The sequence below is a fragment of the Pantoea sp. ICBG 985 genome (assembly GCF_002928365.1).
In the GTDB taxonomy this organism is placed as follows: Bacteria; Pseudomonadota; Gammaproteobacteria; order Enterobacterales; family Enterobacteriaceae; genus Pantoea; species Pantoea dispersa.
In genome coordinates, this window is sequence record NZ_POWM01000003.1 from 571,200 (window position 1) to 595,792 (window position 24,593).

General features: G+C 59.7%; 17 protein-coding genes. 13 read left to right on the forward strand and 4 right to left on the reverse strand.

Annotated elements, in window-relative coordinates; genetic code table 11:
* The first annotated feature begins 2 nt into the window (after positions 1-2).
* The 4 genes from fdhF to C1Y42_RS12155 are packed head-to-tail and all read left to right on the forward strand — an operon-like array spanning position 3 to position 5,779.
* On the forward strand, positions 3-2,975 hold the full coding sequence (fdhF, locus tag C1Y42_RS12140; RefSeq protein ID WP_104093561.1) for a formate dehydrogenase subunit alpha: 2,973 nt from the start codon (positions 3-5) through the stop codon (positions 2,973-2,975).
* Complete coding sequence (locus C1Y42_RS12145) at positions 2,975-3,460, forward strand: hypothetical protein (RefSeq protein WP_021509544.1); 486 nt, start codon at positions 2,975-2,977, stop codon at positions 3,458-3,460. Before fdhF ends, C1Y42_RS12145 begins: the two co-directional genes overlap by 1 nt.
* A complete protein-coding gene (locus C1Y42_RS12150; RefSeq protein ID WP_104093562.1) occupies positions 3,453-4,823 on the forward strand; it encodes a cytochrome ubiquinol oxidase subunit I in 1,371 nt (456 codons plus the stop codon). Before C1Y42_RS12145 ends, C1Y42_RS12150 begins: the two co-directional genes overlap by 8 nt.
* A gap of 11 nt (positions 4,824-4,834) precedes the next feature.
* Positions 4,835-5,779: a cytochrome d ubiquinol oxidase subunit II gene (locus C1Y42_RS12155; RefSeq protein ID WP_158251402.1), complete on the forward strand. Its 945-nt coding sequence runs from the start codon at positions 4,835-4,837 to the stop codon at positions 5,777-5,779.
* 905 nt (positions 5,780-6,684) lie between these two features.
* Here the strand turns inward: C1Y42_RS12155 and C1Y42_RS12160 are convergent.
* Positions 6,685-7,845 (reverse strand): ABC transporter substrate-binding protein, encoded by a 1,161-nt coding sequence (locus tag C1Y42_RS12160; RefSeq protein ID WP_370445692.1) that lies wholly within the window; start codon positions 7,843-7,845, stop codon positions 6,685-6,687.
* The gene (locus tag C1Y42_RS12165) at positions 7,835-9,967 is read right to left on the reverse strand and encodes a TonB-dependent siderophore receptor (protein ID WP_058775086.1); all 2,133 of its coding nucleotides are present in this window, start codon (positions 9,965-9,967) and stop codon (positions 7,835-7,837) included. The genes C1Y42_RS12160 and C1Y42_RS12165 overlap by 11 nt, the downstream gene beginning before the upstream one ends.
* Before the next feature lie 407 nt (positions 9,968-10,374).
* On the opposite strand from C1Y42_RS12165, the gene C1Y42_RS12170 reads away from it, so the two are divergent.
* The 4 genes from C1Y42_RS12170 (at position 10,375) to C1Y42_RS12185 (ending at position 14,619) form a co-directional block, all read left to right on the forward strand.
* Complete coding sequence (locus C1Y42_RS12170; protein WP_058770525.1) at positions 10,375-11,268, forward strand: MurR/RpiR family transcriptional regulator; 894 nt, start codon at positions 10,375-10,377, stop codon at positions 11,266-11,268.
* A 208-nt stretch (positions 11,269-11,476) separates the two neighbouring features.
* The gene (locus C1Y42_RS12175; RefSeq protein WP_058775084.1) at positions 11,477-12,391 is read left to right on the forward strand and encodes an alpha/beta fold hydrolase; all 915 of its coding nucleotides are present in this window, start codon (positions 11,477-11,479) and stop codon (positions 12,389-12,391) included.
* 131 nt (positions 12,392-12,522) lie between these two features.
* Positions 12,523-13,119 carry a TetR/AcrR family transcriptional regulator gene (locus C1Y42_RS12180; protein ID WP_058770527.1) on the forward strand — a complete coding sequence of 199 codons (597 nt, stop codon included), beginning with the start codon at positions 12,523-12,525 and terminating at the stop codon, positions 13,117-13,119.
* 48 nt (positions 13,120-13,167) lie between these two features.
* The gene (locus C1Y42_RS12185; RefSeq protein WP_199188983.1) at positions 13,168-14,619 is read left to right on the forward strand and encodes an MFS transporter; all 1,452 of its coding nucleotides are present in this window, start codon (positions 13,168-13,170) and stop codon (positions 14,617-14,619) included.
* A gap of 32 nt (positions 14,620-14,651) precedes the next feature.
* Here C1Y42_RS12185 and C1Y42_RS12190 read toward each other — a convergent pair whose 3' ends face one another.
* Entirely contained in the window at positions 14,652-16,832 is a 2,181-nt protein-coding gene (locus C1Y42_RS12190; RefSeq protein WP_104093564.1) for a TonB-dependent siderophore receptor, read from the reverse strand.
* 492 nt (positions 16,833-17,324) lie between these two features.
* Here C1Y42_RS12190 and C1Y42_RS12195 point away from each other — a divergent pair, with 492 nt between their 5' ends.
* Genes C1Y42_RS12195 through C1Y42_RS12210 form a run of 4 tightly spaced genes read left to right on the forward strand, consistent with a single transcriptional unit; the run spans position 17,325 to position 22,242 of the window.
* Positions 17,325-18,221: an ABC transporter substrate-binding protein gene (locus C1Y42_RS12195; protein WP_104093565.1), complete on the forward strand. Its 897-nt coding sequence runs from the start codon at positions 17,325-17,327 to the stop codon at positions 18,219-18,221.
* Complete coding sequence (locus C1Y42_RS12200; RefSeq protein WP_021509533.1) at positions 18,218-19,141, forward strand: amino acid ABC transporter permease; 924 nt, start codon at positions 18,218-18,220, stop codon at positions 19,139-19,141. Before C1Y42_RS12195 ends, C1Y42_RS12200 begins: the two co-directional genes overlap by 4 nt.
* On the forward strand, positions 19,134-19,895 hold the full coding sequence (locus tag C1Y42_RS12205) for an amino acid ABC transporter ATP-binding protein (RefSeq protein ID WP_058758829.1): 762 nt from the start codon (positions 19,134-19,136) through the stop codon (positions 19,893-19,895). Before C1Y42_RS12200 ends, C1Y42_RS12205 begins: the two co-directional genes overlap by 8 nt.
* Before the next feature lie 34 nt (positions 19,896-19,929).
* Positions 19,930-22,242 (forward strand): molybdopterin-dependent oxidoreductase, encoded by a 2,313-nt coding sequence (locus tag C1Y42_RS12210; RefSeq protein WP_104093566.1) that lies wholly within the window; start codon positions 19,930-19,932, stop codon positions 22,240-22,242.
* On the opposite strand, the gene C1Y42_RS12215 is transcribed toward C1Y42_RS12210, so the two are convergent.
* On the reverse strand, positions 22,235-23,566 hold the full coding sequence (locus tag C1Y42_RS12215) for an aspartate aminotransferase family protein (protein WP_104093567.1): 1,332 nt from the start codon (positions 23,564-23,566) through the stop codon (positions 22,235-22,237). The two genes, C1Y42_RS12210 and C1Y42_RS12215, sit on opposite strands and share 8 nt — an antisense overlap.
* Before the next feature lie 99 nt (positions 23,567-23,665).
* On the opposite strand from C1Y42_RS12215, the gene C1Y42_RS12220 reads away from it, so the two are divergent.
* Positions 23,666-24,583, forward strand: a complete 918-nt coding sequence (locus C1Y42_RS12220; protein WP_104093568.1) for a LysR family transcriptional regulator — start codon at positions 23,666-23,668, stop codon at positions 24,581-24,583.
* The last annotated feature ends 10 nt before the right edge of the window (positions 24,584-24,593 follow it).

The following is a 24,593-nucleotide window of genomic DNA, read 5'->3' on the forward strand; positions in this document are numbered from 1 at the left end:
AAATGAGCGAAGCACAATGTACCATTATATTTAATGGTGAACGCTTAAGCGGAACCGCAAATCAACCGTTAATTGATTTTCTGCAGGAGCAGGGAAAAAAACTGCCTCATGTCTGTTATCACCCGGCGCTGCCGCCGCTGCAAACCTGTGATGTCTGCTGGGTGGAGGTGGATGGCGAAGCCGTGCGCGGCTGCACGTTACGCAGCGCCGAGGGCTTGCGCGTGGTCAGCCAGAGTGCGGTACTGCAGGCGGCACAGCAGGAGGGCATGGACCGCATCCTCAATCGCCACGAGCTTTATTGCACGGTGTGTGAGCACAACACCGGCGACTGCACGTTGCATAACACCGTCGCGGATATGCACATTCCGATTCAGTATTACCCTTACCAGCGCAAACCGGACAGCAAAGACTACAGTAATCCGTTTTATACCTACGATCCGGATCAGTGCATTCTGTGCGGACGCTGCGTGGAGGCCTGCCAGAATGTCGAGGTGAATGAGACGCTGTCGATTGATTACAGCGCCGATCACCCGCGCGTGCTGTGGGATGGCGGGACGCAGATTGCCGGTTCCAGCTGCGTCAGCTGCGGGCACTGCGTGACCGTCTGCCCGTGCAACGCGCTGCTGGAAAAAACCATGCAGCCCGACGCCGGACCCTTCACCGCGATGGATGAAGACCTGAAGCGGCCGCTGATTGATTTCGTCAAATCGCTGGAAAACAGCATCGGCATGGAGCCGATCACCGGAATTTCGCTGATCGATGATGCGCTGCGCAAAGTCGAAATCAAAAAAACCAAAACCGTCTGCACCTATTGCGGCGTCGGCTGCAGTTTTGAAGTCTGGACGCGCGATCGCCACATCCTCAAAATCCAGCCGGTGGCCGATGCGCCGGTTAACGGCATCTCAACCTGTGTCAAAGGCAAATTTGGCTGGGATTTTGTGAACAGCCCGAACCGGCTGACCACGCCGCTGATTCGTGAAAATGGCCAGTTCCGCCCGGCCAGCTGGGAAGAGGCGCTACAGCGCGTGGCCGACGGCCTGCGCGCGGTGGCGCGCCAGCACGGCGGTAACGCCATTGGTTTTATTGGTTCCAGTAAAGCCAGCAATGAGGAAGCCTATCTGACGCAGAAGATCGCCCGTCTGATTTTCGGCACCAATAACGTGGACAACTCCTCGCGTTATTGCCAGAACCCGGCGACGGAAGGGCTGTTTCGCACCGTGGGCTACGGCGGCGATGCCGGTACGCTGCGCGATCTGCAGCAGACCGACCTGATCATCACCGTTGGCAGCAACCTGGCGGAAAACCACCCGGTTTTCGCGTCACATATCAAGCAGAGCCACAAACATCGCGGACAAAAGCTGCTGGTGGTCGATCCGCGCCGTCACGAAATGGCCGAGCGCGCCGACTGTTATCTGCGCATCCGCCCCGGCACCGACATGGTGTGGGCGTCGGCGATGGCGCGCTACATGTTTGACCACGGTTATGCTGATGAAGCATTCCTGCGCGAGCGCGTGAATCAGGTGGCGGAATACCGCGCCACGCTGGCGCCTTTCACCCTTGAGATGGCCAGTGAGGTCACCGGCCTGAGCGTGGCGCAGCTGACTGAGGCCGCCGAGATGATCGGCAACGCGGGCAGCGCCTGCCTGCTGTGGGCGATGGGCATTACGCAGCACAGCCACGGTGCGGATACCAGCACTGCGCTCTCCAATCTGCTGCTGGTGACCGGCAACTACGGCCGGCCTGGCACCGGCGGCTATCCGATGCGCGGTCACAATAATGTGCAGGGTGCCAGCGATTTTGGCTGCTTAAGCAATGTCTATCCCGGCTACGAAAAAGTGACCGATGCGCAGGTACGGGAAAAGTGGGCGCGCGCCTGGGGCGTGGCGCCGGACGCGCTTTCCGATGAAGCCGGGCTGGATAACTTCATGATGGTGGAAGACGCGCATAAACAGCGGGTGCGCGCCATGTACATCATCGGCGAAGAGACCGCCTTTTCTGATGCGGACTCGACCAAAGTGCACGAAGCCTTCAGCCGGCTGGATTTCATGGTGGTGCAGGACATCTTCATGAGTCGCACCGCGCAGTTCGCGGATGTGGTGCTGCCTGGCTGTCCGAGCCTGGAGAAAGAGGGCACCTTCGTGAATACCGAACGGCGCATTCAGCACTTCTCGCCTGCGTTTGCGCCGCTCGGCGACAGCCGGCCTGACTGGCAGATACTGACGGAGGTCGCGGCGCGTCTCGGCCATCACTGGCACTACCCGAATCCCGGCGCCATCATGGCAGAAGCTGCGGGTATCGCCGCGCTGTTTGCCGGAGTCAGCTATGAGAACCTCGTCGGCTGGCAGTCACAGCTGTGGCCGGTAAACGCCGACGGCAGCAGCACGCCGCTGCTGTACACCGAGCGTTTCGCCTTTCCTGATGGCAAAGCGCGTCTGTATCCACTGACGTGGCAGCCACCGATGGAAGCGCCCGATGAGCAGTACGATCTGCTGCTGAACAATGGACGTATGCTGGAGCATTTCCAGTCGACTAATCAGACCGGGCAGGGCGGACGCATCAAATCGCTGTCGCCCAACTGGTTTGTTGAGATTTCGCCGCAGCTGGCGCAGGAGCGGCAATTACAGCAGGGCGACTGGGTGGAGCTGCGTTCGCGCCGGGGCAGCGTGGAGGTGCCGGTGGTGGTGACCGAACGGATGGCCGGCAATGTGCTGTTCATTCCTATTCACCATGGCAAACCGGGCATTAACGGGCTGACCGGTGAACATCACGATCCCGACGTCAACACGCCCGCCTACAAGGAAATTGCGGTGATGATGCGCAAACTGGCGCATGCGCCACAGCCGCACCCGATTCCGCTGCACAACTTCCGTCACGGCCAGCGCACGCCGCTGGATCATCTGCCCGTTGAACAAAAATGGCAGCAGCCTGAATACCGGCTGCCGCCTGAACACGTTTCGCATCCGGAGAAAAGCTAATGGCCGAACCGCTGCACTATCAACCCACTCCGACGCGCACCGAACCCAGCGCGCAGGAAGCGCTGAACGAACTGCTGGAGAATCTGCATCAGCACGGTTTCCTGCGCCTGGCTAATGACATGGTAAAAGCCAACAATGACATCGGCAAAATCGTCGCCGCCGGGCTTAACCGGCCCGGCACGCAGAATGCGGTTCAGAACCTGTCGCTGCTGTTTATGACGCTAAGCACCGTACCGCCGGAGCGTTTCAACCATTTGCTGCTGGCGCTGCGCGATGCCCTGCTGGCGATGAAGCCGGCCAGTGACACGGCGCAGCAGGAGAAAAGCGCGCCGGGCGTCAGCGGCGTACTTAAACTGCTGAATGATGAGGCGCTGTGGCAGGGCATCCGGCCACTGCTGGCGGCGCTGGAAACCTTTGCGCGCGCAATGCAGGGTGACGAGGAGAAGCCGATCACCCGCTACAGCGGTAAGCCGAGCCGTGAGTAGCCAGGAGTGGGTGCTGCTGATCGCGCGCGGTCAGTTTGCCCTGACGATGGGCATGCACATTACCCTGGCGGCGCTGACGCTGGGGCTGGCCCCGTTTCTGGTGTGGTTTGAAGCGCGCTGGCTATGGGGCAGGCGGCCGGAAGCGCATCAGGCGCTGCACTTCTGGATCAAGGTATTCGCGCTCACCGTGGCGATTGGCACGGTTTCCGGCGTGATCATGGAGTTTCAGTTCGGCACCCACTGGTCGGTGTTTGCCAGCAAAGCGGGCGGCATTATCGGTCCGCTGATGCTGTATGAAGTGCTGATCGCTTTTTTCCTCGAGTCGGCGCTGACCGGCGTGATGCTATTTGGTATCGATCGGGTGAAACCCGGCGTGCATTTCGCCATTACCTGTCTGGTGGCACTGGGCGCGATTTTTAGCGCTTTCTGGATCCTCGCCGCTAACTCCTGGATGCAAACGCCGCGCGGTTTTACGCTCAACGACGCCGGCCAGTTCACGCCGGATAGTGCCTGGAGTTTGATTTCCGCGCCCTCGTTTGGCTGGCGGCTGGCGCACATGCTGCTGGCCTCGTGGATCAGCGTGGCCTTTTTGCTGGGTGGTGTCGCGGCGTGGCGCCTGCTGCGTAATGCTGGCGAGGCCGCCAGCCGGCTGATGCTGCGCAGCGCGCTGGCGGTGTCGCTGTGCATCCTGCCGCTGCAGATGGTGGTGGGCGATCTGCACGGCGAAAACACCCGTGACTATCAGCCCGCCAAACTGGCGGCGATCGAGGGCAGCTGGCAGCCGCCTGCGCCAGGGGAGAGCGAGCCGCTGCGGCTGTTTGCGCTGCCCGATCAGACGCAGCAGCGGAACCACGCCGAGCTGGCGATCCCGGCTATCGGTTCGCTCTATCTGCGCCATAACCTCAGCGGCCACATCAAAAGCCTGGGTGAATTCCCGCGCGACAGCCTGCCGCCGGTGCTGCCGGTGTTTTTTGCCTTTCGCCTGATGGTGGGCCTGGCGCTGCTGATGCTGCTGAGCAGCCTGGCCGGCAATGTGCAGCGCTGGCGCGGTCGTCTTGAACAGTCGCGGCGCTTGCTGCGTCTGCTTGCGCTGATGTCACCGGCTGGCTTCATTGCACTGCTGGCGGGCTGGGTGGTGACGGAGGTCGGCCGGCAGCCGTGGACGGTATACGGCATGCTGCGTACTGCCGACAGCCTGGCGCCAATGTCCCTCGGCAGCAGCGTCGCCATTTTCGCGTCGGTGGTGGTGATTTACGCACTGAGTTTTGCCTTTGGCCTGTGTTATCTGCTGCGCCACCTGGCGGCACCGCTGCCGGATCCGCAGGCGACGGCGGTAGCGGAAACCATACAGACGCCAGCCTGAGGAGGATGAGGATGTTGGTCGAACTTTCTGCTGTGCTTCTGCTGTTTGCCCTGCTGATGTATCTGGCGCTGGATGGCACGGATAGCGGCGTGGGGATGCTGCTGTACAGTTTCGACCAGCCACAAGAGCGGCAGTGGATGGTGCACAGCCTGCTGCCGCTGTGGGATGCCAATGAAACCTGGCTGGTGTTGCTGGCAGGCGGCATGCTGGCGCTGTTTCCGCCGCTGTACAGTCTGCTGCTACAAACGCTGAAGGTGCCGCTGTTTCTCTTCCTGCTGGCGCTGTTTTTACGCGGGCTGGCGCTGGCGTATCGCGGTCAGCCTGGCGAGACCGGGCGACGCTGGCTGGACCGGCTGCTGATGGTCAGCTCGCTGCTGGCAGCGTTTCTGCCAGGCTGGATGAGCGGGTTGATGCTGGTGTCGCGTCCGCCCAGCGGGATTGTGATTGATTTTTCGCTGGTGCCGCTGCTGTGCGGTCTCGGGCTGGTGGCGGTTGATCTGCTGCTGGGCTGCTGCTGGCTGTGCTGGCGCATTGGCGAGCCGGTGGTGGAGCGGGCGCGGGCGCTGGCCATGCTGTGGTGGGTGGTGACGCTGGCCTGTTTTATTGCCGTGCTGCTGCTGGAGCCGGCGCTGTGGCAGCAGAGCTGGCAGCGCTGGCCGGGAAAAGTGTTGCTGAGCCTGTTGCCTGCGCTGTGGCTGCTGCAACTGCTTACGCTGTGGCGGGAAGCGATGGTGGCGTTGCTGATGATCACGCTGGTACAGACGGGCGTGGTGGTCGCGGCGCTGGCGTGCGGGCTGTATCCATGGTTGCTGCCGTGGCAGCTGGAGATGCACCAGCAGGCCTCCTCGCCGGTGACGCAGGGGTTCGTGGTGACGGGTTTATTGATTGTGTTGCCGCTGACGCTGCTGTACCACAGTTGGGCGTTCTGGGTGTTTAAGCGCCAGCCGCAGGCATAAATAAGTGTTTATAACGGTATTATTCGCTGGCACGTTTCGTAGCGGCGCGATTTATCACGCTGATCAAACCTCTGCGCCGCTGTGTTTTTGCGCAATAAATTGCGCCGCTACGATTGGTGCAGAATGTGATGACGGTACTGGTCGCTGGCAGGTTTCGTAGCGGCGCGATTTATCGAGCTGATCCAACCGCTGCGCCGCTGTGTTTTTGCGCAATAAATTGCGCCGCTACGATTGGTGCAGAATGTGATAACGGTACTGGTCACTGGCACGCTTTGTAGCGGCGCGATTTATCGCGCTGATCCAACCGCTGCGCCGCTGTGTTTTCGCGCAATAAATTGCGCCGCTGCAATTGGTGCAGAATTTGATAACGGTACGGGTCGCTGGCACGTTTCGTAGCGGCGCGATTTATCGCGCTGATCTAAACGCTGCGCCGCTGTGTTTTTGCGCAATAAATTGCGCCGCTACGATTGGTGCAGTATGTAATAACGGAATTATTCGCTGGCACGCTTTGTAGCGGCGCGATTTATCGCGCTGATCCAACCGCTGCGCCGCTGTGTTTTTGCGCAATAAATTGCGCCGCTACGATTGGTGCAGAATGTGATAACGGTACGGGTCGCTGGCACGTTTCGTAGCGGCGCGATTTATCGCGCTGATCCAACCGCTGCGCCGCTGTGTTTTTGCGCAATAAATTGCGCCGCTACGATTGGTGCAGTATGTAATAACGGAATTATTCGCTGGCACGCTTTGTAGCGGCGCGATTTATCGCGCTGATCCAACCGCTGCGCCGCTGTGTTTTCGTGCAATAAATTGCGCCGCTACGATTGGTGCAGTATGTAATAACGGAATTATTCGCTGGCACGCTTTGTAGCGGCGCGATTCATCGCGCTGCTCCAATCGCTGCGCCGCTACGGCTTGTGCTGGCTGGATGAATCCACCGCCGGAATACGCATAAATAGCGTGCCGCGATAGGGGATCGGCAGGAAATCACGGAACAGGGTTTCCAGCGTCTGCTGCGGATCGATGTCGGCGAACAGCTGCGGATACAGCGTTTTTGCCATGAACTCGGTCACCGCAATATGCCACGGGCTAAGATAAAAATTCATCCAGATTGCCGCTGCATGGCCGTTGCGAATCGCCTTCAGCTCACGCAGGCCGTTCTGCTGCGCGGTGAGCTGGCGGAAACTGCTTAGCACCGCGTCGGGCGTGACGTCCGGCCCGAGGCGCAGCAGGCCTGCGCTGGCGTTATCGCCAAAGCCGGTGGCAAAGTAATACTCAGGCTGGGCTGCGATCACCTGCTCCTCACTCAAACGGCCAAACACGCCGTGCTGGGTTTTGCCAGCAATATTGTCGCCGCCGGCGGCGTTGAGCAGCTCGCCCAGACTGCCGTTAATCGCCGTCACGCAGCACTCGTTGCGCCGTCCCAGATGCAACTGCAACAGCACCGTGGGTTTCGGCCCGTGGTAGCGCGCCAGCCGTTCCTCGATCACCTGCAGATGGGCGCTGTAAAAGCGGGTGAACGCCGCCGCGCGCGCCTGCTGATTCAGCACCTCACCAAAAATCTCTACGCTGCGCCGGGTGTTCTTTAACAAATGTACGCGCAGATCGATCTTCACTACCGGAATATGCGCAGCATTAAGGATGCTGACCAGCCTCAGATCGGCATCATCGTAGCGCGCCAGGCTGGGCAGAATCACCACGTCCGGCCGCAGGGCGAGAATCTGCTCCGGATTGATCGCCTGAGGGCCGCCCGATCCGAGCGTCGGGATGTTCAGCATCTGCGGAAACCGCTGCGCAAAACTGTTCCACGTCTGGCTGTCATACTTTTGCAGATCGCGCGGCCAGCCGACGATGTGGCGGAACGGGTCATCCGGCGCCAGCAGCGCCAGGGTATACAACATGCGGCTCTCACCCAGCACGATGCGCTGCGGATTATCGGGAATCTCTACCCGATTGCCGTCAATATCGGTGATCACCCTGGCCAGCGCGCTGGTGCTGAACGCCAGCAGCAGGAGGGCTGCCAGCCAGGCACGCCACGTCAGCGGCTTTTTCGCTCGATCAGAATTCAACGCTGGCCTCGACCATCATGTTACGGGTTTCCCCTTCGCGCACGCGCAGGTTGCCGCCGCTGGAGGTGTAATAGTGCTTATTGAACAGGTTATTCAGGTTAAGCTTCAGCTGGGTTTTCTCGCCAAACAGCTGATTATTCCAGGCGATAAAGCTGTCGGCGACCACATAATCCGGCAGCGTAAAGCTGTTCTCCGGATCACCGGCGCGTGAGCCAACGTAGCGCGCACCGCCGCCGACGCGGAAGTCACCGGGAATGCCGTTCAGCGTCAGGTTATGGCTCAGGTAAAGCGCCCCGGCGTGACGAGGTGCATTCTGCAGGCGGTTGCCATTGTTCGCCGGATTGACGCCATCGTCGACGATTTCAGCCTTATCGTAGCTGTAGTTGGCGCTCAGATCCCAGCCCGGCAGCACTTCCCCATTGAGCTCAAATTCAGCGCCGCTCGAACGCGCTTTATTGATGGCGCGCGTGGTGCCGTTAATGTTGAGCGACATATCGCGTTCGTCGATGCGGTACAGCGCTACGCTGGCAAACAGCCGGGGCGAAATCTGCCACTTGCTGCCCACTTCCCATGTGGTGCCCTGTTCCGGCTTGCCGACGTTGCCGTCATCGTCGACGTCAGTCGACGGCGTAAAGGATTTGCTCACGCTGCTGTACAGTGAGACATCCGGCGTCAGTTTGTAAATCAGCCCGGCCTGCGGCAGGAACTTGTTGCCCTCGCTATCCAGCGTTTGCACCACCGGATCGAAGCCCTTTGACGCGCGCTGTTCATAGTGCTGATAGCGTCCGCCCAGCACCGCAATCCAGTCGTCGGTGAGCGAAATGCTGTCTTTGGCGTATACCGAGCGACTGTGCAGGCGGTTAAGCAGGTTGGCGTTGGCGCTATTTTCACTGCTGCTGTTGGTGATCGGTGCCAGCATATCGTATTGCGGATCGTACAGGTTGAAGCCGGTGTTCGCTTTACCCTGATACTGGTGCGCACGGTAAGTCTGGTTCATTTCATAATCGGTGCCGAACACCACATCGTGCGTCATGCCAAACAGCTGCGGCGAACCGATCACATCCCACGCCACGTATTTGGTTTTATGGTTGAAGCCACGGTTGGCGTCGGCGCGGCGCGTCACCACGCCGGTGGTGGGATTGATCGCCGTGACCCGCACTTCGTTGTTGTCGTACTGACGCTGGTTCCAGCCAAAAGTCAGGCGCGTGCTCCACGCCTCATTGAACTGCCAGTCGTAGTGCGCGTTCAGGGTTTTATTGTGGCCCCACGCATGGTTAGCTTTATCGTCCAGGCGATCTTTATAGCCAATCGCTACCGGCTTACCGTTAACAAACGCCGTGCCGCGATCGTAGGGAATATCGTACTGATAATCTTCGTAGCTGATGAGGAAGCTGGCCTGCTCGCCATACCACTGTAGCGAGGGGGCAATTAAGGTGTGTTTATCGCTGCCGAAATTGCGCCAGTAATCCTGATTCTGCTTTTCGGCAATCAGGCGGAAAGCAAAACCGTTGCCGAGCGGGCCGGTGACGTCCAGCGTGCCGGCGCCGCCGCCCTCGCTGGCTGCGCGACCGCTGACTTTGGTGTGCCAGGTGTATTGCGGCTTTTTGCTCACAATATTGATCACGCCACCGGGATTCTGGATACCGTACAGCAGCGAAGCCGAGCCCTTCAGCACCTCGACACGTTCGGTGGTGGCATCAAAATTCAACCCCTGGCTGCTGCGCACGCCATCACGATAGATGGAACCATCCGAGTTGCTGCCAAAGCCGCGGCGTACAAAGCCATCTTCGGTACCTGCCAGCGTATTGCCTTCGCTTACGCCGCTGACAAAGCGCAGCGCGTCGGCGAGGCTGGCGGCCTGATAATCCTCCAGCTGCTGTTGCGTCACCACGCTCACCGATTGGGCTTCATTGAGGCGCGACACCGGCGTTTTACTGGCGACCGAACTGCTGGTGGCGCTATAGCCGTCGTCACTGTTTTGCTGCTGCGCCGTCACGGTGAGGGTGCTGTTTTGTTCAGCGGCAAGGCTGTCAGTACTGCTGAGTGCCGTTACGCCGTAAATAGCGGCAAGGATAGCCGGATGGCACAGTAATTTAACCGCCCGCGGTGAGTTGTTCTGCATCGAATATAAACCTGGTGTAATTGCGGGATTATTTATTCCGCGCAACTAAGCTATCAGTAAAATACTGCCGTTGACGAACAGGACATTCGCGGCCCGGCATTGTTATGCCATCAGTCAGCGGAAAAAGGCGGCTGAGATGTAATTGAGAATCATTCAAACATGAAAAAATGTAGTAGTAAACGTAAATGATGGTGTGGATACTACAGCAGAACGCGGTAGAAAATTTTGAACCGGGATTGTCAGAAAATTTATTTACAATCAGTCGATTATGCTTTTTTTGTAGTTTGAGGCTGGCCGGGTTAAGCCAGGCGTGAAGGGAGTGGGCAGCGGTAGCGGCGCAAATTTTTACTACAAGCCGGCCTGCCGACGCGGTTCACAACGATGCGGTATTACTAACAGGCAACATAATGGCGGCAAATAACATTAAAAATCGGGTGGATGTATTCGGTGAACGCTACCGTGCGCGCGTCACGACATTATCGGCCAGCCTGCAAACGGTGGCGCGATATATCCACGAACATCGTGAGGCTATATTAGACGCGACTGCATTGGATATCGCCCAGGCCACCCAAACTTCTGACGCCACCGTGGTGCGCACCGTGCAGGCGCTGGGCTTTGCCGGTTTGCGCGATCTGAAAACCACGCTGGCCGCGTGGTTTGGCCCGGCGCAAAACTCGGAAGAGAAGATGAGCGCGACCATCAGCGAACTGTCGTGTGACATCAACTCCGGCATCGATTTTGTGCTGGGCGGCCATCAGCGCGCCTGCGAAGTACTGGCAGAACCGGTCAACCGCCAGGCGGTAGCGGCTGCGGTGACACTGCTGCTGGAAGCGCGTCAGGTGGCGCTGTTTGGCATCAACGCTTCCGGCATTCTGGCGGAGTACAGCGCGCGACTGTTCCGGCGCATCGGCCTGCCGGCGGTGACGCTTAACCGTGCCGGGATTGCGCTGGCGGAACAGCTGATAACGCTACAGCGCGGCGATGTACTGATCATGATGGCGCAGAAATCGGCGCACCGTGAGGGCATGACGACGCTGAAAGAGGCGCAGCGGCTGGGTATGCCGGTGATTCTGCTGACCCACGCGCTGGATTCGGCGTTTGCGCAGCAGGCGGATGTGGTGATTAACGTGCCGCGCGGCGGTGAAAATGGTCGCATGCCGCTGCACGGCACGGTGCTGGTGTGCCTCGAAATGCTGATTCTGGCGGTGGCCTCCGCCAGTTCGGCACGCACGGTTAAAACCATGAAACGCATTCAGGATCTCAATCGATCGCTGAAACCCACGTCGAAGAAGGCGGGATAACCGCGCATCGCTCAGGCGCGGCGGCGGGGCGATTCACTCCGCCGTTCGCTTCCGGATCTATTTCACAGACTCGCTTGCAAGGCGCGCGTGGCTGTCGTTAATATTAAGGAAATAAACATTTCCTTAATGAGTCCGCGTTAACGGCGCGGTAGCGCAGAATCGCATCCAATAAGGAAACACTCTTTACCAAAATAACCGGAGAACGCTTATGTCACTGCCTGCCCTGGACGCCGCGCCGCGCTGGTCACAGCCCGTCGATCACCTGCCGCAATTTAACCATGCTTACGCCACGGTCGCGGGCGTGCGGCTGCACTATGTCAGCGGCGGCAATGCGCAGGGACCAGTGCTGGTACTGCTGGCGGGCTTTCCGCAGAGCTGGTTTGCCTGGCGTAAGGTGATGGCGCAGCTGGCGGCAGACTATTTCATCATTGCGCCGGATCTGCCCGGCCAGGGCGACTCCGACAAGCCTGCCAGCGGTTATGACACCACCTCACTGGCGCACAGCGTGCAGGGATTGTTGCAGCAGTTGGGTGTTGAGCGTTACTACCTGGCCGCGCATGACGTGGGTGCCTGGGTTGCCTGGCCGCTGGCGATGCTGCACGGTGATGCCATCAGCAAACTGGCGCTGCTGGATGCCGGCATTCCCGGAGTGACGCTGCCGGATGCGCTGCCTGCGACGCCGGACAAAGCCTGGAAAACCTGGCACTTTGCTTTTCACCTGTTGCCGGATCTGCCGGAAGCGCTGATCGCCGGTCGTGAAGCGCTCTATCTGCAGTGGTTTTTGCAGCGCAAAGCAGCCAGCCCGATGGTGTTTGGTGACGAAGAGATGGCGGAATATGTGCGGCTGCTGCAGCAAAACGGCGCGCTGCGCGCCGGCATGGCGGCGTACCGTGAAGTCAGCACCTCAGCGGAACAGAATCGTCAGTTGTTGCAAACCCGGGGAAAACTGGCGATCCCGCTGCTGGCGGTGAGCGCCGATCAGGGCTCAATTGCCGATATGGCACAGCCGCTGCGCACTTTTGCGGCCGACGTCAGCGGGATTCGCCTCGCGCACTGTGGTCACTTTATCCCGGATGAGCAACCGCAGGCGCTGGCCGACGCGTTACGTCAGTTCTTTGTGTGACGCATCACTTAACCCTGATTATCCATGTGTAAGCGGCCGAGCCGTGAAGGGGGGGCGGCTGACTTGCAATAGCCACTGCATTGCGGCTAAGATAGGAACCAGTTGGTTTATAATTAAAGGGGAGGGCAGTGATGAAGAACCTGACCGTCATCGGTCGCCCGCGCGAGTTCGAGCTGGAAGAGGCCGCCCGCAGCGCCATGCACGTTTTCTGGGATCGCGGCTATGAAGCGGCGTCGCTACCGGATTTGATCGCCGGAACCGGTTTATCGCGCGGCAGTCTCTACAAGGCGTTCGGCGATAAAAAAGGGCTGCTGCTGGCCGCGCTGGATATCTACATGACCGAAGGTCTGAAAGCCACCTCGGATATTCTGGCGCAGCCCGGCGCGGTTAAAGCGGCGATTCGCGCCTCGCTGCTGCGTTATGCCGCGCTCTCCAGCGGCGAGAAAGGGCGGCGCGGTTGTCTGGTGGTGTCACTCACCACCGAGATGGCCGCGCATGATGAACAGATTGCCGAACGCACGGGACGCATGTTCCGGCGTTTGCAGCAGCTGTATGCGGCAACACTGGTGCGCGGTCAGCTGAGCGGAGAACTGCCCGAGCGTGATGAGCAGGTGCTGGCCCGCTTACTGGTTTGCCAGATTGAAGGGATGCGTATCCTCGGTAAAACCGGGGCAACGGAAGCAGAAATGAACGCAGTAGTGGACTGCACGATGCGTCTGCTCGACTAATTTTTTTATCCATATTGGAACTGATCGGTTCCTTAGTGAGGTGTTGTGATGTCCGATCCGCACGCGTTAAATCCCGAGCCACGCCGCTGGGCGATGTTTATCGTCCTGCTGACAGGCGCATTTTTACCCCCGCTGGACTTCTTTATTGTCAATGTGGCGCTGCCGTCGATTCAGAGCGATTTGGCCACGTCCGGCTCGGCGGAGCAATTTGTCATCTCGTCCTATGCCGGGTTTTATGCCGTCACGCTGATCACCGGCGGTCGCCTCGGCGATCTGTTTGGCCGCGGGCGCATGTTCTTCGCTGGACTGACCGGTTTTGCAGCGGCTTCTGCGCTGTGTGGCTTTGCCTGGTCACCGGGCGCGCTGATCGCTGGTCGCGTGCTGCAGGGCATCACTGCAGCGATTATGGCACCGCAGGCGCTGGCCTCGATTCAGGCGATTTTCCCGGAGGCGGAGAAATCGCGCGCGCTGAGCCTGTACGGCGCGGTATTTGGCCTGGCCTCGGTGATTGGCCAGGCGCTGGGCGGCATCCTGATCTCACTCAACCTGTTCAATAGCGGCTGGCGCGCCATTTTCCTGGTCAATCTGCCGGTAGCGCTGCTGGTGGTGCTGTTTGGCATCCCGTTGATTAAAGAGACGCGTGCTCAGCACGCGCGCAAGCTGGATTTTGGCGGAATGGGACTGTCGATGATGACGCTGGGTCTGCTGATCGTGCCGCTGATTGAAGGACGGGAAGCGGGCTGGCCGCTGTGGGCCTGGCTATCGCTGCTGCTGGTGCCGGTGCTAGGCACTCTGTTCTGGCGCTATGAAAGCCGGCTGGCAAAGCAGGGCGGCGATCCGCTGATCGATCCGGCGATTTTTAGCGTGCCGGGTCTTGGGCTGTCCCTGCTGCTGGCGCTGCTGTTCTACTCGATTGGCGTATTCTTCCTGCTGTTCTCGATCTATTTACAGGGCGCGCTGCATCAGGGCGTACTGAGCGCCGGGCTGATCTTCCTGCCCTTTGGTGCGGGTTTTCTGCTGGGGCCATTATCCACGCCCGCTGCGCGACGGCTGATTGGGCCTTACGTTAACGCCACTGGGATGGTGCTGGAAGTGGTCGGCCTGCTGGGCCTGTCGTGGCTGATGGCCAGCACGCCGGTCGGGGTGTCACCGGCGGCGCTGCCGCTGGCCCTGGGGTTGTTTGTGGTGGGGTTTGGTCAGGGGCTGGCGCTGCCGACGTTGATGCACATCGTCACCGGACGCGTGGCACCCGCCTGGGCCGGGATGATTGCCGGTATCGCCAGCTCCACCTTGCAACTGAGCACGGCACTGAGCGTGGCCATTATCGGCGGGATCTTTTATGCCGTGCTGGGCACGGGCAAGGGGCCGGGAGAGATTACCCATGCCTTCATCGTGGCGATAGTGTGTATGTCGATTTGTCTGGCGGCCGGCGCGCTGCTGAGCATCCGGCTAGCGCGCAGGCCTGCCGCACAGGCGGCGGTGCTTAAATCCCTCAGCTAAGTTCGGTCGCTCAAATCAATCGCGTCCATTCCTCAGAACGACATCGTGACACCGGCGTACCAGGCGCGGCCCGGTTCGTTATAGGTCGATGCCCCGGCATTTTCGCGATAAACGCGCTTATCAAACAGGTTATTGATACCGGCGTTGGCGCTCAGGTTTTTAGTGATGTCATAGTTGAGGTTCAGCCCGACAATGGAATACGGGCTGATTTCACGCTGCGACAGACCACGGCTGGCCTCGAGGCTGGTTTCCGCATACTGGCGTGGCTTCTGCCGGCCGTATTGCGTCCAGTTGATGTTGGCGCTGAGCGCCTCGGTCGCCTGCCACTCCAGCTGCGAATTGATGGTGAATTCCGGAATTACCGTCAGCGGGTTGCCGGTTTTTTTGCTCTCCGAGCGGAACATATAGGTGGCATTGGTGCGCCACTCCAGCGTGTCGGCAATCAGCGGGATGCTCAGATTGCCTTCCAGCCCTTCGACGATCGCTTTGCCGCCATTTTCCCAGCGCAGCAGGTTATACGAGCCGGTTGAAGCCACCGGCGTGGTGCCGGAGATGATTTTGTTTTTGTAATCATTGCGGAACCAGGTGATGCCCGCCACATAGCCCTGATGACTGAACTCAATGCCGACTTCTTTATTCACACTGATCTCGGGATCGAGGTCTTTGCTGCCCAGCAGGTAACAGCGTGACAGGCCAATCGGACAACCGTTGCCGCGCGTCGACAGGATATAGCCCTCAGTGGACTGATACAGGTTTGGCGCTTTAAAGGCGCGCGCAATACCGGCTTTCAGCGTGAAGTAATCACCGAGGCCCTGCGATAGATTGAGGCTCGGGCTCCAGTTAGCGCCAAACTGATCGTGATAGTCGAAGCGCAGGCCGGGAATCACTTCGGTGGAGTCGGTGGCGGCGATGTTGTCTTCGAAATAGAGCGAGCTGATGGTGGCGCTGTTTTTACTGTCACGCTGCGAACCGTCGCTGGAAACGCCGCCGAAATCGACGCCCGGTGCGCTGGTGGCCTGTACCGATGCCGGATCGTTAAGTTCATCGCGATTCCACTCAGCACCCAGCGTAACGGTTTGATCGACCAGCAGCTGCAGCGGGAAATTGATCTCGCCGCCGGCGCGATAGCTCTCCAGCCGGCTGGTAGCGTACGTATCGCTGTTGATCATCCCTTCGGTGCTGCCGCCGGAGCCTTCTTTCAGGCGGGTGTTATTGGTTTTCTCATAGCTAAAGTTGAGCTTAGAGGTGCCCCAGTCCCAGATGCCGTTGTGCACCACTCCATAGTTCTGGCGATACAGGCGGTTGGTTTCGCTGCCGTACAGCGCTTCCACCAGCCCGTTGGCGCTGGCATTGCTGTTGCTGTTTTGCGTGTCGCCGGCATAAATATTGCCCTGGCGACTATAGCCATAGCTGAAATCGATAATCTGCGTCGGGGTGATTTTCCACGACAGCACGCCGTTGATGTCTTTGTTACGCACCCCTTCGCGTCCGGCGGCGTAAGCGCCATTTTGCGCGGTATTGATGTCGAAGGCGTCGGCATCCGTTTTGTTCAGGTTGCCGTACAGCCGCATGGTGAGTGCCTCACCGGCCAGCGGACCGCTGAGGTTGAAGTTCGCGCGGCGGGTGGCGCCTTCCTTGTCATCTTCTGGCTGGTTAGTGAACAGCGACAGCGAACCGTGCCAGTCATTGGTCGGGCGTTTGGTAATAATGTTGACCACACCGCCGGCGGCACCGGAGCCATAACGGGCAGCGGCCGGACCGCGTATCACCTCAATGCGTTCCACCATTTCCGGCGGTACCCAGTTGGTATCCCCGCGTGAGTCGCGCTCACCGCGCCAGCTGTAACGCACCGAGTTACGGGAGGTGACCGGCACGCCATCGATCAGCACCAAAGTGTTTTCCGGGCCCATGCCGCGAATGTCGATCTGACGGTTGTTACCGCGGCTGCCGCTGGCGCCGTTACCGGTGAGGTTAACGCCGGGCATTTTGCGGATGATGTCCGCGAGGTCGTTAACGGGCGGACTTTTTTTGATGTCTTCAGCGGTAATGGTGGAGACTCCCGGCTGCTGCTTCAGCTCCTGCTCTGCCGTCACAATCATCGACTCATCGTCGGCCAGCTTCTCCGTGGGTTCAGCGGCAAACACCGGTGAGGTTAACAGGCCCGCCAGGCACAGTGCGACCGGATGCTTTTTGCTACATACAGTTACATTCACTTATATCATCTCCCTGATGCGTTAACATTTGTAAGCAAATGCGCATGATAATGAGAATGGTTTGCATTGTATATTGGTGTGCAACTTCTTTACATTCCTGCGCAAATCGCCTCGACGGGCCGCTTTTTTGTCAGTTTTTGTCAGCAGGGCGATACGCTGGCTTAGACAGGAACGTTATGGCTAATAAGCAAATCATTCAGCGTGGCAGGATAAGGAGGTGCCTGATTTGCGGCAACAATCTGATTTTTGCGCGACGACAGGGCCGCATTCAGGCCAGCAAAGAACCCTATTGCCGGATTTCGGCAATAGATATCTGTTTTTCGCATTTGTGATCGCTGCCTATCTTCCAGAGAATGGCTGCGGGACGTTCAGAGGATGACAATCCTTTGCGCCGCGCGGCTTTACGCGACATGTGCAAAGGGAAAAATACATCGCTACCTCGACGCCTTTTCCCTGCCGGGAAACATTTTAAATATCAGGAGAAAGGTTCCAGTGAAATTCGCAAAAGGTATCACCCTTTTCGCACTCGCTCTCAGTGCGCACACCGCGTTTGCCGCCGAACAATCCGTCCCAACCGACAGCTCACTGCATGTACAGGCTGATGCCGCGCTGAAAAGCCTGGTGCCCGCCGACGTGGCGAAGCGCGGCTATATTGTGGCAGGAACCAACCCCAACACGCCGCCCACCACCTTCTATAAAGAAGACAACAAAACGCTGGCCGGTCGTGAAATTGACATCATGAACGCGGTCGGTGAGCGTCTCGGCATTCAGGTGCAGTGGCGTGATACCGGCGGCTTCGACAACATCATTCCGGGACTGAAAACCGGTCGCTATGATGTGGCCTTGTCCAACATCAACGCCACACCGGCGCGCGCCAAAATTATCGACTTCGTGAGTTACTACGACGCCAGCCGTCTCGGCATTATTTCGCGGAAAGACGCCAACGTCGCGCCGTTCAAAACCCTCGACGAGGTGTGCGGTCAAGAAGTCGGCGCCGGTTCCGGCACCACCCAGGTGACCCGTCTGGAAGAGGCCAGCAAAGCCTGTGAAGCGGCCGGGAAAAAACCGATTAAAGTGTCAGTGTTCCCGGATCGCCCGGCGGGTGTTCAGGCCGTGGTCAGCGGGCGTGTGCCGATGTTCCTCGGTCCGTACGAAGGCCTGCTGTGGCAGGTGAAAGTGATCAAACCGCTGACCATGAGCGGCGAAATCACCGTACATGATGCGCCGGTATCGGTCGCCTTCCCGAAAGATTCCGCGCTTGAACCTGCCGTACAGGCAGCGCTGAACTCGCTGATTAAAGATGGCAGCTACCAGAAGATCCTGGATAACTGGGGCATCGGCTTTGGCGCGGTTAAAGAGTCAAAACGTAATCAGGATATCTTTCAATGAGTGACTTTCACGACCACACCGACGATCTGAAAATCGTCGGTAAACGCTACTACGGACGCTGGCTCAGTGCGCTGGTGGTGCTGTTGTGCGTGGTGGCGATGGCGCATTCGATGATCAACAATCCGCGCTTCGAATGGGGCGTGATTGCGGAAAACTTCACCGGCGAGTCGATCCTGCAGGGCGTGCTGATGACACTGCAGCTGACAGCGATTTCGGTGGTGCTGGGCTTCGCCTTTGGCACGGTGCTGGCGCTGATGCGCCTGTCATCCAACCCGGTGCTGGTCGGCGTCAGCTGGTTCTATACCTGGTTTTTCCGCGGCGTACCGATGCTGGTACAGCTGTTCCTGTGGTACAACATCGCGGCGCTGTACCCGACCATTTCACTGTCGCTGCCGGGCCTAGGTGAAATCTGGAGTACTCAGTCTAATGCGCTGGTCAGTCCGTTCAGCGCGGCGGTGATCGCGCTGGTAATGCATCAGTCTGCCTATGCGGCGGAGATCGTGCGCGCCGGGATTCAGAGCGTTGGCAACGGCCAGCTGGAAGCCGCCCGTGCGCTGGGTTACCGTCCGGCGCAGATTTTCCGCCATACCGTACTGCCGCAGGCGATGCGCGCCATCATGCCGCCGGCCGGTAACGAAATCATCGGCCAGCTGAAAACCACGGCGGTGGTATCGGTGATCTCCCTGCAGGATGTGCTGTTTTCGGCGCAGATCATCTATCAGCGCACTTATGAAGTGATCCCGCTGCTGCTGGTGGCGACGCTGTGGTATCTGCTGATGACTTCGGTACTGTCGGTTGGTCAGTTCTACGTCGAGCGCTACTTTGGCCGTGGCGTCACGCGCCGTGAAAAGCGCAGTTTACTTAAGTCACTGCCCGGTTTCTCCGCGCCTAAAGCCGAAAGGAGCGTAAGCAATGGCTGAAGCGATCGCCTTACGTAAGGTGACCAAACGTTTTTCCGGCGTCACTATACTGGATGAAGTTAATCTTGATATCCCGGCTGGCTCGGTGACGGTGATCCTCGGACCGTCCGGCTCGGGCAAATCGACGCTGTTGCGCTGCATTAATCATCTGGAAAAACTGGATGGTGGCACTATTCGTATCGGTGGCGAGATCATTGGTTACAAACAGAAAGGCCAGGCGCTGCACGAGCTGAGCAGCAGCGAGATTGCGCGTCAGCGCGCCGAAATCGGCATGGTGTTTCAGCAGTTCAACCTGTTCCCGCACCGCACCGTACTGCAAAACATTGTCGATGCGCCGATGCGGGTGAAAAAACAGAGCCGCCAGCAGGCGACCAGCAAAGCGCTGTCGCTGCTTAAGCAGGTGGGGCTGGCCGGGCGCGAAGAAGAGTGGCCGCAGAATCTCTCCGGTGGTCAGCAGCAGCGCGTGGCGATCGCCCGTGCGCTGGCGATGGATCCCGGCGTGATGCTGTTTGATGAGCCCACGTCTGCGCTCGATCCGGAACTGGTGGGTGAAGTGCTGCAGGTGATCAAACAGCTGGCGCACTCCGGCATCACCATGGTGATCGTGACGCACGAGATCGGTTTTGCGCGCGAGGTGGCTGACAACATCGTGTTTATGGAAGGCGGGCGGATTGTGGCGGCGGGGCCGACGCAGCAGGTGCTCGACGATCCGGAAAACGGACGTGTAAGAAACTTTATTGCAACGGTGCTGTAAGCACCGTTTTTCATTTTTGACTCCAGGAAGCATGATGACGCAAAAACCGGTGATGCACAGCGCCCACTGGGGTGCTTTTACTGCCCGCCAGCAGGGCGATCGACTGACCATCGAACCGTTTCACGGCGATCCCGATCCCAGCCCGCTGCTGCAAAACTTTCACAATGTCCTGCATCACCCGGCGCGCGTGGCGCAACCGATGGTGCGCCGTGGCTGGCTGGAAAACGGGCCCGGCGCGGATCCGCGTCGCGGCAATGATGACTATGTGGCGGTGAGCTGGGAGCAGGCTTACACGCTGGTGGCGCGCGAACTGCAGCGCGTCGGTGACGCGTATGGGCCGGAAGGTATTTTTGGTGGCTCATATGGCTGGTCAAGTGCCGGCCGTTTTCATCACGCGCAGAGCCAGGTGCACCGCTTTCTTAACACGGTGATGGGCGGCTATGTGCGCTCGGTGAACAGCTACAGTTCCGGCTCGGCTTCGGTGCTGTTACCGCATATCGTCGGCGACATGAATGAGATCGCCCGCCGCGGCGTCAGCTGGGAAGAGATCGCCCGGCATAGCGAGATCGTGCTGGCGTTCGGCGGCCTGGCGCTGAAAAATTCGCAGGTGGCAAGCGGTGGTCTGAGCGAACATACCGAGCGCGGCTTTATGCAGCAGGCGGCGGAACGCGGCGCACACTTTATTTCAGTGAGCCCGTTGCAGAGCGATCTGCCCGATGAGGCGCAGGGAGAGTGGCTGGCGCTGCGTCCTGGTACCGATGCGGCCTTCATTCTCGGTCTGCTGTCAGTGTTAATTGACGAGCAGCGCACCGATGAGGCTTTCCTCGCGCGTTACACCGTCGGCTGGCCGCAAATGGTCGCCTATATTCGCGGCGAAGAGGACGGTACGCGGCGCGACGCACAGTGGGCGGCTGAGATTTGTGGCGTCAGCGCGGCAACAATCACCGATTTTGCGCGCCAGCTGCACGGTAAACGTGTGCTGGTTACCGTGGCGCACGCATTGCAGCGCGCGGAACACGGTGAGCAACCGGTATGGCTGGGGCTGGTGCTGGCGGCCGCGCTGGGCCAGCCGGGGCTGCCGGGCGGTGGATATACCTACGCGCTCGGCGCGCTAGGTCACTACGGTAAGCATCATAATCTGGTGAGTTTCCCGGCGCTGCCGCAGGGCAGGAACGGTATTGACCGGCTGATTCCGGTGGCGCGCATCGCCGATATGCTGCTGCATCCCGGCACGCAGTTTGACTACAACGGCCGGCGTCTGACCTATCCGCACATCCGTCTGGCCTACTGGGCGGGCGGCAATCCGTTCCATCATCATCAGGATCTGGCGCGGCTGCGGCAGGCGTTTTGCCAGCTGGATACGCTGATTGTGCACGAGACCGCGTGGACCGCCAGCGCGCGCCATGCGGATATCGTGCTGCCTGCCACTATGACGCTGGAGCGTGAAGATATCGGCGGTGCGCCGACCGATCGTCATCTGTTTGCCATGCAGCCGGTGGCACAACCTTACGCGCAGGCGCAGGATGACTACACCATTTTTGCTGAACTGGCGCGTCGTTTAGGCCGTGAAGAGGCGTTCACCGAAGGACGCGACGCCCGCGGCTGGCTGCGCCATCACTATGCGCAGCTGCAGGAAAAACTGGCCGCGCATCAGGTGACGATTCCTGACTTCGACCAGTTCTGGCTGCAGGGCGTGATTGAACTGCCGCAGCTGAAAGATGGCGGGCGGATGATCAATGCGTTTCGGGCCGATCCGGCGGCGGCACCGCTACCGACACCGAGCGGCAAAATCGAAATCTTTTCCGCCACCATCGCCAGCTTTGGCTATGAAAATTGCCCCGGCCATCCGGTGTGGCGCGCGCCGCAGCAGCAGACGGATGCGGAACATCCGCTGTGGTTGATCGCGAATCAGCCGGCCACGCGTCTGCACAGCCAGCTGGATTTTGGTGACTACAGTCTGAGCGGCAAATGCGAAGGACGTGAGGTGTGCAGCCTGCATCCGCACGATGCCGCCGCGCGCGGCATTACCGACGGCGACATTATCGAGTTGTACAATCAGCGCGGTCACGTGCTGGCCAGCGCTCGCGTTACCGAAAGCATTATGCTGGGTGTGGTGCAGTTGCCGACCGGCGCCTGGTACGATCCGGTCGATCCCACCGCGCTGCGACCGCTGTGTCGCCACGGCAATCCGAATGTGCTGACGCTGGATATCGGTACTTCATCGCTGGCGCAGGGCTGTAGCGGACAAATCACCGTGGTGCAGTTGCGCAAATACCGCGGCGAGCTGACGCCGGTGCAGGCATTTATTCCGCCGCAACCGGTCAGCTACAGCACTGAGATTATCTGAGGCCGTGCAGGGCTTCGCCTACCGCATCAAATAGCCGGTCCAGTTCGGCCGGCTGGGTATCAAACATCGGGCCGAACTGCAGCGTATCGCCGCCAAAGCGGACGTAAAAGCCGGCTTTCCACAGCGCCATGCCCGCTTCAAACGGCCGCACGGTCGCGTCACCTTCACGGGGTGCCAGCTGAATGGCACCGACCAGCCCGCAGTTGCGGATATCCACCACCTGCGGACAATCGCGCAGCCCGTGCAGCGCACGTTCAAAATGCGGTGCCAGTTCGGCCGACTGGCTAATCAGCGCCTCGTTTTCCAGCACGTCCAGCGTCGCCAGCGCGGCCGCGCAGGCCACCGGATGCGCCGAATAGGTGTAGCCGTGCGCAAACTCAACCGCGTGCTGCGGCAGCGGCTGAGACATAAAGGTGTGATAGATTTCGCTGCTGGCCACCACGCCGCCCAGCGGAATGGCACCGTTGGTAATCTGTTTGGCGAAGTTGAGCAGATCCGGTGTGACGCCAAAATACTCCGCGCCGCTCCAGCGTCCCATGCGGCCAAAGCCGGTGATCACCTCGTCAAAAATCAGCAAAATATCGTGCTGCGTACAGATCTCACGCAGGCGCTGCAGGTAGCCGTGCGGCGGAATAATCGCGCCGGCGGAACCGGACAGCGGTTCAACAATCAGCGCGGCAATAGTCGAAGCATCATGCAGCTCAATCAGCTTCAGCATCTCATCCGCCAGCGCCTCGCCGCCCGTGGCGGGCTGGCCGGGGGTGAACGCCAGCTCTGGCTGCAGCGTATGCGGCAGGTGATCAACCTCCAGCAGCTGACCAAAGGCCTTACGGTTGCCGCCGATTCCACCAAGGCTGGTGCCGCCAATGTTCACGCCGTGATAGCCACGCGCGCGACCAATCAGCCGGGTTTTATTGGGCTGGCCTTTGGCCCGCCACCAGGCGCGCGCCATTTTCACCGCAGTATCCGCCGACTCCGACCCCGAACCGGTAAAGAACACGTGGTTGAGATGGCCGGGCATCAGGCTGGCGATGCGCTCGGCCAGCTGAAACGACAGCGGATGGCCGTACTGAAAGCCCGGTGAGTAATCCAGCGTACCGAGTTGCTGCGCGACCGCCTGCTGGATTTCACGGCGCGTGTGGCCCGCGCCGCAGGTCCATAAACCGGACAGACTATCGAAAATCTGGCGGCCGTCGCCAGCGGTCAGCCAGTGGCCGTGCGCGGCGACAATAAAACGGGGGTCCTGCTGAAAATAGCGGTTAGCAGTGAACGGCATCCAGTGCGCCTGTAAATTCAGGTCGGCGGTATTGATCGGCTGTGACATCGGGTTTTCTCCGGCGGGTGATAAGCAGAGTTTGCAATCCGCCGCCGGTTAAGTTAAATGCTAATTAACTTGTCTTCACTTATGGATTTACTCACCTTAATGAAAAAGAAAACGCTGGCCCAGGTGACCGACTTCGACCTCAGACTGCTGCGCGTTTTCAAAACCGTCAGCGAGTGCGGCAGCTTTTCCGCCGCCGAAAGCCTGCTCGGTATTACGCGCTCGGCCATCAGCCTGCATATGAGCGATCTGGAAAAACGGCTGGGCATGCGCCTGTGCCAGCGCGGTCGCGCCGGGTTTGCGCTCACCGAGGAAGGGCGTGAAATTTTACGACACAGCGAGACCATGATGGCGGCGGTGGAAGATTTTCGCCAGCAGGTGAACCAGATGCATCAGCAGCTGCGCGGGGAGTTCAACATCGGCATCATCAATAATCTGGTGACGCAGCCGCGCATGCGTCTCACCCATGCGCTGGCGGCGCTGCGGGAGAGCGGGGCAGGGGTCCGGATCAACATCAGTATGTTAACCGCAGCGGACATCGAGCGGGGTCTGCTGGAAGGGCGCCTGCACGTGGGTGCGCTGCCGATGGCGGCACCGGTCTCCGGGCTGGCGTACGCACAGCTGTATGATGAACATGCGCAGCTCTATTGCAGCCACGCGCACCCGCTGTTTAACCAGGCGGAGCGGCCGGAACACCACGCGCTGGCGGCCTGCGATGCAATAGCGCCGCTGTTTCGCATGCCGGCGGAGGCGATTGTGCTGCATCAGCAGCTGAACTGCAGTGCCACCGCTTCCGATCGCGAAGGGATCGCGTTTCTCATTCTCACCGGGCGCTATATCGGTTTCCTGCCGGACCACTACGCCGCGCAGTGGGTGGAGAAAAAGCAGATGCGCGCCCTCGCGCCACAGCAGTTCCATTACCACAGTCAAATCGCGCTCGTTACGCGCCAGGGCTCGCGTCACAACGCCATCCTGCAACGCTTTTTGCAGGCGCTGGCGCTGGACAAGCCCGGCGCTTAGCGGAGGCGCT